The organism is Bradyrhizobium sp. CCBAU 11386 (genome assembly GCF_028128955.1).
Taxonomy (GTDB): domain Bacteria; phylum Pseudomonadota; class Alphaproteobacteria; order Rhizobiales; family Xanthobacteraceae; genus Bradyrhizobium.
The window spans coordinates 18,349-27,882 of the sequence record NZ_LBKA01000187.1; the positions used below are offsets into that span (position 1 = coordinate 18,349).

At 65.1% G+C, this 9,534-nt stretch carries 10 protein-coding genes; all 10 read left to right on the forward strand.

Going from position 1 to position 9,534, the window contains the following annotated elements; all coding sequences use genetic code 11:
* Window positions 1–136: 136 nt before the first annotated feature.
* Window positions 137–970: a universal stress protein gene (locus XI09_RS12790; protein ID WP_271567160.1), complete on the forward strand. Its 834-nt coding sequence runs from the start codon at window positions 137–139 to the stop codon at window positions 968–970.
* Between the two features lie 35 nt (window positions 971–1,005).
* A complete protein-coding gene (locus XI09_RS12795; protein ID WP_092185851.1) occupies window positions 1,006–1,431 on the forward strand; it encodes a CBS domain-containing protein in 426 nt (141 codons plus the stop codon).
* 209 nt (window positions 1,432–1,640) lie between these two features.
* Entirely contained in the window at window positions 1,641–3,290 is a 1,650-nt protein-coding gene (gene ccoN, locus XI09_RS12800) for a cytochrome-c oxidase, cbb3-type subunit I (protein WP_271567161.1), read from the forward strand.
* Window positions 3,291–3,302: 12 nt separating this feature from the next.
* Window positions 3,303–4,037 carry a cytochrome-c oxidase, cbb3-type subunit II gene (gene ccoO, locus XI09_RS12805; protein ID WP_271567162.1) on the forward strand — a complete coding sequence of 245 codons (735 nt, stop codon included), beginning with the start codon at window positions 3,303–3,305 and terminating at the stop codon, window positions 4,035–4,037.
* A gap of 13 nt (window positions 4,038–4,050) precedes the next feature.
* Window positions 4,051–4,215, forward strand: coding sequence for a CcoQ/FixQ family Cbb3-type cytochrome c oxidase assembly chaperone (locus XI09_RS12810; protein WP_015687703.1), 165 nt, complete (start codon window positions 4,051–4,053; stop codon window positions 4,213–4,215).
* Between the two features lie 6 nt (window positions 4,216–4,221).
* On the forward strand, window positions 4,222–5,094 hold the full coding sequence (ccoP, locus tag XI09_RS12815; RefSeq protein ID WP_271567163.1) for a cytochrome-c oxidase, cbb3-type subunit III: 873 nt from the start codon (window positions 4,222–4,224) through the stop codon (window positions 5,092–5,094).
* Between the two features lie 111 nt (window positions 5,095–5,205).
* Window positions 5,206–6,672: a cytochrome c oxidase accessory protein CcoG gene (ccoG, locus tag XI09_RS12820; protein ID WP_271567164.1), complete on the forward strand. Its 1,467-nt coding sequence runs from the start codon at window positions 5,206–5,208 to the stop codon at window positions 6,670–6,672.
* Window positions 6,673–6,687: 15 nt separating this feature from the next.
* Window positions 6,688–7,173 (forward strand): FixH family protein, encoded by a 486-nt coding sequence (locus XI09_RS12825; protein ID WP_271567165.1) that lies wholly within the window; start codon window positions 6,688–6,690, stop codon window positions 7,171–7,173.
* An 11-nt stretch (window positions 7,174–7,184) separates the two neighbouring features.
* Window positions 7,185–9,374: a cation-translocating P-type ATPase gene (locus XI09_RS12830; RefSeq protein ID WP_271567166.1), complete on the forward strand. Its 2,190-nt coding sequence runs from the start codon at window positions 7,185–7,187 to the stop codon at window positions 9,372–9,374.
* Window positions 9,374–9,534: cbb3-type cytochrome oxidase assembly protein CcoS (gene ccoS, locus XI09_RS12835; RefSeq protein WP_271567168.1), on the forward strand; the 161-nt coding region annotated here is incomplete at its 3' end. The genes XI09_RS12830 and ccoS, both read left to right, overlap by 1 nt.

A 9,534-nucleotide genomic window follows, 5' to 3' on the forward strand; every position in this document is an offset into this window, starting at 1 on the left:
GGCTGGAGGCAAGTTCCGATGTTTGATTCCATTGGCGTAATTCCGGCGGTCCCGGGTGGGGGCGGTTTGATCTATCTCATCCCGCCTCGCGTCGGCAGAGCTAGATTTTAGGCAGTTCATTGCCCGGAGAATCCCGATGACATACGCGACCGTGATGGTCAGCCTGGCGCTCGATCAGTCCAACGAGGCGCGTCTTCAGGTCGCGGGCGAGCTCGCCGAGCGATTCGAGGCAGCCATCGTTGGGGTTGCCGCGGCGCAGTTCGCACCGCCACTCTATTTCACTGACGGCGCCGAGGCCCAGAGGCTGATCGACGAGGGCGAAGCGTCCGTCGAGCGGCGCCTGGCCGGTCTGGAGGCGCAATTCCGCGCCGCCTCCAAGAATCGCGGCGGACATGTGGAGTGGCGCAGCGCCACGGATTTTCCGGCGCGATTCGTCCTGGCGCAGGCGCGCTGCGCCGACATCGTCGTCAGCGGCGGGCAGAGCTCGGTCTTCTCCGACGCTTTCGCACTCGCAAGTCCCAAGGATCTGGTGATGCAGGCCGGTCGCCCGCTTCTCGTCGTCCCCGATGGGGCCAGCTGGCTCGACCTGCGCAGCGTGCTGGTGGCCTGGAAGGATACGCCGGAGGCGCGGCGGGCGGTGGCGGACGCGCTGCCGATGTTGCACAAGGCGAGGGACGTCACCATCGTGGCAATTCCGGAGCGCGACGACGACCGCTCGGTCGTGATGGCCGGCGTCACCGACGTTGCCGCCTGGCTCGCCCGTCACGGCGTCACCGCGACCGCGCGCATCTCGGAGGCCGCGGGCGACGAAACCGCCGCCGCGCAACTGGAGAAAGTCGCCGGCGACGTCGGAGCCGGCCTGATCGTGGCGGGCGCCTATGGTCATTCGAGGTTTCGTGAGCTGATCCTGGGAGGCGTCACCCAGTCTCTGATCACGCAATCCGCCCGCAGCGTGCTGCTGTCGCACTGAGGGCCGTTCGGCCAAAAGCCAGAGGAGGACGCGCCGTGTACAGATTTCTTGAGCAGACCGTCGACGGCTACATGACGCGCAACGTCAAGACGGTGCAGCGCGACCTCGACATGCTCGAGCTCAGCGAGATGTTCGAGCGCGACGATTTCAACTCCTATCCGGTCGAGGACGACGGACAGGTGGTCGGCATCGTCACCAAGTTCGATATCCTGAAATGCTTCGCCTTCACGCCGAGCCAGATGCTGCCGCGCTATCATGACCTGATGAGCCGCAAGATCGGCGACGTCATGACGCCGGAGTTCATCTATGTCAGCCCCGACACGCGGCTGACGCGCGTGCTCCAGATCATGGTCGAGCACCGTATCAGGAGTATCATCGTGCTCGACGGCGCGCAGAAGCTGGTCGGCATCATCGCCCGCGAGGACGTCATCGCGGCGCTCAAGGCGACGGCGCGCGACTGACGGCGCCTCCCGGTTCCCGCAATTTCAACTCCGTGGTTTCACGGAAGCGATCGGTCGCCGCGTGCGCGGCGCCGTTCGCAGGCGATTGATATGGCTCTCTGATCCGCGACAGCCTCACATTAACAGAAATCCACCTATCTTGATTTCAATCAATTCCCCGCGAGGGTGAATGTGGTTTCTGGCGCTGTGTTCTTTCAGAGAGAATCCGCATGAGCCAGCCCTCCATCTCCAAATCCATGACCATCGGTGAAAGTGGCCTGGCTGTCGTGTTCGCAGCCACCGCCTTCCTCTGCGTGATCGCCGCGGCCAAGGCGCTCGATGCGCCCTTCGCCTTCCACGCCGCGCTCAGCGCGGCGGCGAGCGCCGCTGCGGTGTTCTGCATCGTCAACCGCTACTTCGAGCGCCCCGCGGCACTGCCGCCGGCGGAGATCAACGGCCGTCCCAACTACAACATGGGGCCGATCAAGTTCTCCGCCTTCATGGCGATGTTCTGGGGCATCGCCGGATTCCTCGTCGGCCTCATCATCGCCTCGCAATTGGCCTGGCCTGCGCTGAACTTCGATCTGCCCTGGATCAGTTTCGGCCGCCTGCGTCCGCTGCACACCTCCGCGGTGATCTTCGCCTTCGGCGGCAACGTGCTGATCGCGACATCCTTCTACGTCGTGCAGAAGTCCTGCCGCGTGCGCCTTGCCGGCGATCTCGCGCCCTGGTTCGTCGTGGTCGGCTACAATTTCTTCATCCTGGTCGCGGGTACCGGCTATCTGCTCGGCGTCACCCAGTCGAAGGAATATGCCGAGCCGGAATGGTACGCCGATCTCTGGCTGACCATCGTCTGGGTGGTCTATCTGCTCGTCTTCCTCGCCACCATCATCAAGCGCAAGGAACCGCACATCTTCGTCGCGAACTGGTTCTATCTGGCCTTCATCGTGACGATCGCGGTGCTGCATCTCGGCAACAACCCGGCGCTTCCCGTCTCGGTGTTCGGCTCGAAGTCCTACGTCGCCTGGGGCGGCATCCAGGATGCGATGTTCCAGTGGTGGTACGGCCATAACGCGGTCGGCTTCTTCCTGACCGCCGGCTTCCTCGCCATCATGTACTACTTCATTCCGAAGCGCGCCGAGCGGCCGATCTATTCCTACCGCCTGTCGATCATCCACTTCTGGGCGCTGATCTTCCTCTACATCTGGGCAGGTCCGCACCATCTGCACTACACGGCGCTGCCCGACTGGACGCAGACGCTCGGCATGACGTTCTCGATCATGCTGTGGATGCCCTCGTGGGGCGGCATGATCAACGGCCTGATGACGCTGTCGGGCGCCTGGGACAAGCTGCGGACCGATCCCGTGCTGCGCATGCTCGTGGTCTCCGTCGCCTTCTACGGCATGTCGACCTTCGAAGGCCCGATGATGTCGATCAAGGTGGTCAACTCGCTCAGCCACTACACCGACTGGACCATCGGCCACGTGCACTCCGGCGCGCTCGGCTGGGTCGGCTTCGTCTCCTTCGGCGCGCTCTACTGCCTGGTGCCGTGGGCCTGGAATCGCAAGGGCCTCTACAGCCTGAAGCTCGTCAACTGGCACTTCTGGGTCGCGACCCTCGGCATCGTGCTCTACATCTCGGCGATGTGGGTGTCCGGCATCCTCCAGGGCCTGATGTGGCGCGCCTACACCTCGCTCGGCTTCCTCGAATACTCCTTCATCGAGACCGTCGAGGCGATGCATCCCTTCTACATCATCCGTGCTGCCGGTGGCGGGCTGTTCCTGATCGGCGCGCTGATCATGGCCTACAATCTCTGGATGACCGTCCGCGTCGGCGAAGCGGAAGTCCAGATGCCCGTCGCTCTTCAGCCGGCGGAATGAGGAGCTCAAGCAATGTCGCTCTGGACACGTCACCAAGTCTTCGAAAAGAACTCGATCATCCTGATCGTCGGCATCCTGCTGGTGATCGCGATCGGCGGCCTCGTCGAGATCACCCCGCTGTTCTACCTCAAGAGCACGATCGAGGCGGTCGACGGCGTCAGGCCGTACACGCCGCTGGAGCTCGCAGGCCGCAACGTCTATGTCCGCGAGGGCTGCTATCTCTGCCATTCGCAGATGATCCGGCCCCTGCGCGACGAGGTCGAGCGCTATGGCCACTTCTCGCTGGCCGCCGAGAGCATGTTCGACCATCCGTTCCAGTGGGGCTCGAAGCGCACCGGTCCGGACCTTGCCCGCGTCGGCGCCAAGTACTCCGACGACTGGCACGTCACCCATCTGACCAACCCGCGCGCAATCGTGCCGCAGTCGGTGATGCCGGGCTATCCGTTCCTCAGCGCAACCGAAGTGGATCCGGACACGATCGCCGACCACATGCGTACGCTGCGGACCGTCGGCGTGCCCTACACGGACGACCAGATCGCCAACGCGGGCGCCGATTTGAAGGCCCAGGCCGATCCGGATAATGCCGGCTCCGACGCCTTCAACAAGCGCTACGCCAAGGCCGTCGTGCGCAACTTCGACGGCAAGACCGGTACGCCGACCGAGATGGACGCGCTGATCGCGTACTTGCAGATGCTCGGCACGCTGGTCGACTTCAAGATCTACAACGAGAAAGCCAATCTTCGCTGAGAAGGCATCAACGATGAAAGCCATCCTGACACTCGACAATCTCGCGTCCGGTCTCGTGACCACGATCTGGACGCCGGTGTTCGTCGCGATCTTTCTCGCGATCATCGCCTACGCATTTTGGCCCCGTAACAAGGCTGCGTTCGACGAAGCAGCACACCTGCCGTTGCGGGAGGAGTGAGAGACCATGACCGATCATAGCGAATTCGATTCTGTTTCCGGCAAGACGACGACCGGACATGAGTGGGACGGCATCAAGGAGCTCAACACGCCGCTGCCGCGCTGGTGGGTGATCACGTTCTACCTCACCATCGTCTGGGCGATCGGCTACTGGATCGTGTATCCGGCCTGGCCGCTGGTCGCCAGCAGCACCACCGGCTTGTTCGGCTACTCCTCGCGCGCCGACGTCGCGGTCGAGCTCGCCAATCTCGAGAAGATCAGGGGCGACAAGATGGTGGCGCTGGGCGCGGCCTCGCTCGCCGACATCGAGAAGGATCCGGCCCTGCTGGCGCTTGCCCGCGCCAAGGGCAAGACCGTGTTCGGCGACAATTGCGCGCCGTGCCACGGCTCCGGCGGCGCCGGAGCCAAGGGCTTCCCGAACCTGAACGACGACGACTGGCTGTGGGGCGGCACGCTCGACCAGATCATGCAGACCATCCAGTTCGGCGCACGCTCCGGTCATGCCAAGACGCACGAGGGCCAGATGCTCGCCTTCGGCAAGGACGGCGTGCTGAAGGGCGACGAGATCGTCTCGGTCGCCAATTACGTGCGGTCGCTGTCGGGGCTGCCGACCCGGGCGGGCTACGACAAGGCCAAGGGCGAGAAGATCTTCGTCGAGAACTGCGTCGCTTGCCACGGTGACGGCGGCAAGGGCAACCAGGAAATGGGCGCGCCGAACCTGACCGACAAGATCTGGCTCTATGGCTCGGACGAGGCCGCCCTGATCGAGACCATCAGCCAGGGCCGCGCCGGCGTCATGCCGGCCTGGGAAGGGCGGCTCGATCCCGCCACCATCAAGGCGATGGCGGTCTACGTCCACTCGCTGGGCGGTGGAAAATAACTGATCAGCAGCGAACGGGGGCGAACAAAAGTGCCCCCGTTTGAGCTGGATCAACTGACGCAGCGACGTCGGGTCTAGGTCTAATCGCACCTCTTCGAGAAGTTTCAGGCGATGAACAAGACCGTGAACCCGAAAGACCTCACATCGGACGACGGCAGCGGGCCGCTCTACGCAGCCCGCAAGAAGGTCTATCCCCAGAGCGTCTCCGGCACGTTTCGCCGGATCAAATGGGGCCTGATGGCGTTCTGCCTCGGCGTTTATTACTTCCTGCCCTTCGTGCGCTGGAATCGCGGCCTTGGCGCGCCGAGCCAGGCGGTGCTGATCGACCTTCCCAACAGCCGCTTCTATTTCTTCTTCATCGAGCTGTGGCCGCAGGAGGTCTACTACTTCACCGGCCTGTTGATCGTCGCCGCCATCGCGCTGTTCCTGATGAACTCCATCGGCGGCCGGATCTGGTGCGGCTATCTCTGTCCGCAGACCGTCTGGACCGACCTGTTCTATGCCGTCGAACGCCTGATCGAGGGCGACCGGCGCGAGCGGATGAAGAAGGACAAATCGTCCGACCCGATGAAGCTCGAGCGCATCTCCGAGATCGTGCTCAAGCATTCGATCTGGCTGCTGATCGCTTGGTGGACCGGCGGCGCCTGGGTGCTCTACTTCAACGACGCGCCGACCCTGGTGAAGGAGCTCGTCACCTTCCAGGGGCCGATGATCGCCTATGTCTGGATCGGCATCCTCACCGCGACGACCTATCTGCTCGCCGGCTACATGCGCGAGCAGGTCTGCACTTACATGTGCCCGTGGCCGCGCATCCAGGCGGCGCTCACCGATGAATGGGCGCTCAACGTCACCTACCGCTACGACCGCGGCGAGAAGCGCACCTCGGTCAAGAAGGCGGCCGAGCTGCGCGCGCTCGGCCAGCAGGTCGGCGATTGCGTCGATTGCTACCAGTGCGTCGCGGTTTGCCCGACCGGCATCGACATCCGCAACGGACCGCAGATGGAATGCATTCAGTGCGGCCTCTGCATCGATGCCTGCGACAACGTGATGACCAAGATCGGCCGGCCGAAGCGGCTGATCGGCTATGACAACGACATCAACATCCATCGCCGCCAGGAAGGCAAGGCGCCGATCTACCGGATCGTCCGGGCCCGAACCGTGGTCTACAGCGCGATCATCGCGGCCGTCGGCGGCTTCATGATCTATACGCTCGCGACGCGCAGCCTGCTCGACGTCAACGTGCTGCACGACCGCAATCCGGTCGCGGTCAAGCTCAGCGACGGTTCGATCCGCAACGCCTACACGGTGCGGCTGCTCAACAAGAGCGGCTACGACCGCGTCATCGCGATCGACGCGAACGGGCCGGCCAACCTGACTGTTCACGTCATCGGCGTCGATTCGGTGACGCCGGACCGGCCGATGATTGTGATCCCCCGCGACTCCACCAGCGAGCTGCGCCTGCTCGTGACCGCGCCGGCGGAGAGCAATCCGGAGAAGTCGATCCCGGTTCGCTTCCACGTCACCGATATCGGGCTCGGCGAGGTCGCGTCCGCCACCGACAATTTCGTCGCGCCGTAGGAGCAGGAGACAGCCATGGCCACCAAGCCGCTGACCGGAACAAAAGTCTTCCTGATGCTGGTCGCCTTCTTCGGCGTCGTGATCGGCGTCAACGTGACCATGATGAAGCTCGCGATCGCGACGCTGCCCGGCACCGACGTCGACAGCCCCTATGCCGCGGGTCTCACCTATGATCGCGAGATCTCGGCGGCGCAGGACCAGGCCGCGCGGAAATGGAACGTCAACGCCCATATCGAGCGCCGCTCCGATGGCGGCGCCGTGCTTCGGGTCGAGGCACGTGATGCCAGCGGCCAGCCGGTGTCCGGATTGAAGTTCGGCGGCCGGCTCGAGCGGCCGACCGACAAGCGCGCTGATCTCGCCGTCGAGCTCTCGGAGGCCGGCATCGGCCTTTATCGCGGCAATGCCGCCTCCGTCGCGCCGGGCCAGTGGGACCTGGTGATCGAGGGCGAGGTGCGGGGAACGCGCGTGTTCCTGTCGCGCAACCGCGTGATCCTGAACTGAAGGACTTCGTCATGCACGTCACGCGGGATTTCTCGCACTACGTCCGGAGCGCGGGCGAGGGCGTCCAGCACATCGATCTCGCGGTCGAAGGCGTTCACTGCGCCGGCTGCATGGCCAAGATCGAGCGCGGATTGTCCGCCATCCCCGACGTCACGCTGGCGCGCGTGAACCTCACCGACCGCCGCGTCGCGCTGGAATGGAAGGCGGGCACGCTCGACCCGAGCCGTTTCATCGACCGGCTCGAGGAGCTCGGCTACAAGGCCTATCCGTTCGAGACCGAGAGCGCGGAAGTGGCCGAGGTCGCCGAATCGCGCTTCCTGCTGCGCTGCCTCGGGGTCGCGGCGTTCGCCACCATGAACGTGATGATGCTGTCGATCCCGGTATGGTCTGGCAACGTCTCGGACATGCTGCCCGAGCAGCGCGACTTCTTCCACTGGCTGTCGGCGCTGATCGCGCTGCCGGCGGCGGCCTATGCCGGCCAACCGTTCTTCCGCTCCGCCTGGCGCGCGCTGTCGAACAAGACCACCAACATGGACGTGCCGATCTCGATCGGCGTGATCCTCGCGCTCGGCATGTCCGTGGTCGAAACCATTCATCACGCCGAGCACGCCTATTTCGACGCGGCGATCATGCTGCTGACGTTCCTGCTGGTCGGCCGCTTCCTCGACCAGAACATGCGGCGGCGGACGCGTGCGGTCGCCGGCAATCTCGCCGCGCTGAAGGCGGAGACGGCGGCCAAGTTCGTCGGGCCTGACGAGATTTCACAAGTGCCTGTCGCCGCGATCAGCCCCGGCGACATCGTGCTGCTGCGGCCCGGCGAGCGCTGTGCGGTCGACGGCACCGTGATCGAGGGACGTTCCGAGATCGACCAGAGCCTGATCACCGGCGAGACGCTCTATGTCACGGCCGAGCAGGGCACGCCGGTCTATGCCGGCTCCATGAACATCTCCGGCACGCTGCGGGTGCGCGTTTCGGCGGCCTCGGAGGCGACGCTGCTCGCCGAGATCACGCGGCTGCTCGACAACGCGCTTCAGGCGCGCTCGCGCTACATGCGGCTCGCCGACCGCGCCTCGCGGCTCTATGCGCCGGTGGTGCATGCGACTGCGCTCATCACCATTTTGGGCTGGGTCATCGCAGGTGCCTCCTGGCATGATGCGATCGTGACCGGCGTTGCCGTGCTGATCATCACCTGTCCCTGCGCGCTCGGGCTCGCGATTCCGACGGTGCAGACGGTGGCCTCGGGCGCGATGTTCAAGTCCGGCGTGCTGCTCAATTCGGGCGATGCGATCGAGCGGCTGGCGGAAGCCAACCACGTCATCTTCGACAAGACCGGCACCCTGACGCTGCCCGATCTCGAGGTGATGAACGCGGCCGATATCCCCGCCGACATCTTCGAACTGGCCGGCCGGCTCGCGCTGTCGAGCCATCATCCGGTCGCCGCCGCGGTCGCGCAGGCCGCCGGCGCCAGGTCGCCGATCGTCGGTGCGGTCGAGGAGGCCGGGCAGGGCGTGCGGGCAGACGCTGACGGCGTCGAGATCCGCCTTGGCCGTCCGTCCTTCTGCGACGCCGAGGCGCTGGTCGGCGGCGCCACGCTCGATCCTGAAGCGTCGGTCGTCGCTTTCAGCAAGGGAGCCGAAAAGTTCATCCTCTCGGTGCGTCAGGGCCTGCGTCCGGACGCTCAGGCCGTGATCGCGGCGCTGAAGGCGCGGGGCATCGGCATCGAGATCCTCTCCGGCGACCGCGAGCCGGCGGTGAAGGCCGCGGCCCACACGCTCGCCATTCCCGAATGGCGCGCCGGCGTCACGCCGGCCGACAAGATCGCGCGGATCGAGGAATTGAAGCGGCGCGGTGCAAAAGTGCTGATGGTCGGCGACGGCATGAACGATGCGCCCTCGCTGGCGGCGGCCCATGTCTCGATGTCGCCGATCTCGGCCGCGCATCTCAGCCAGGCCACCGCCGATCTCGTCTTCCTCGGGCGGCCGCTGGCTCCCGTCGTCGCCGCGATCGATTCCGCGCGCAAGGCGCTGCACCTGATGCGGCAGAACCTCTGGCTTGCCATCGGCTATAACGTCCTCGCGGTGCCGGTTGCGATCAGCGGCGTCGTGACGCCGCTGATTGCCGCTGCCGCCATGAGCGGATCGTCGATCCTGGTCATGCTGAATTCGCTGCGCGCGCGTAGCGCCTCGCGGGAGATGGTGTGATGGAAATCCTGGTCATCCTGGTTCCGCTGGCGCTGGCGCTCGGAGGCGCCGGTCTCGTCGCCTTCCTCTGGTCGCTCAGAAGCGGCCAGTACGACGATCTCGACGGAGCGGCGTGGCGCGCGATCGCCGACGACGAGCCGCCGCAGGAAGCCCCAGTCAA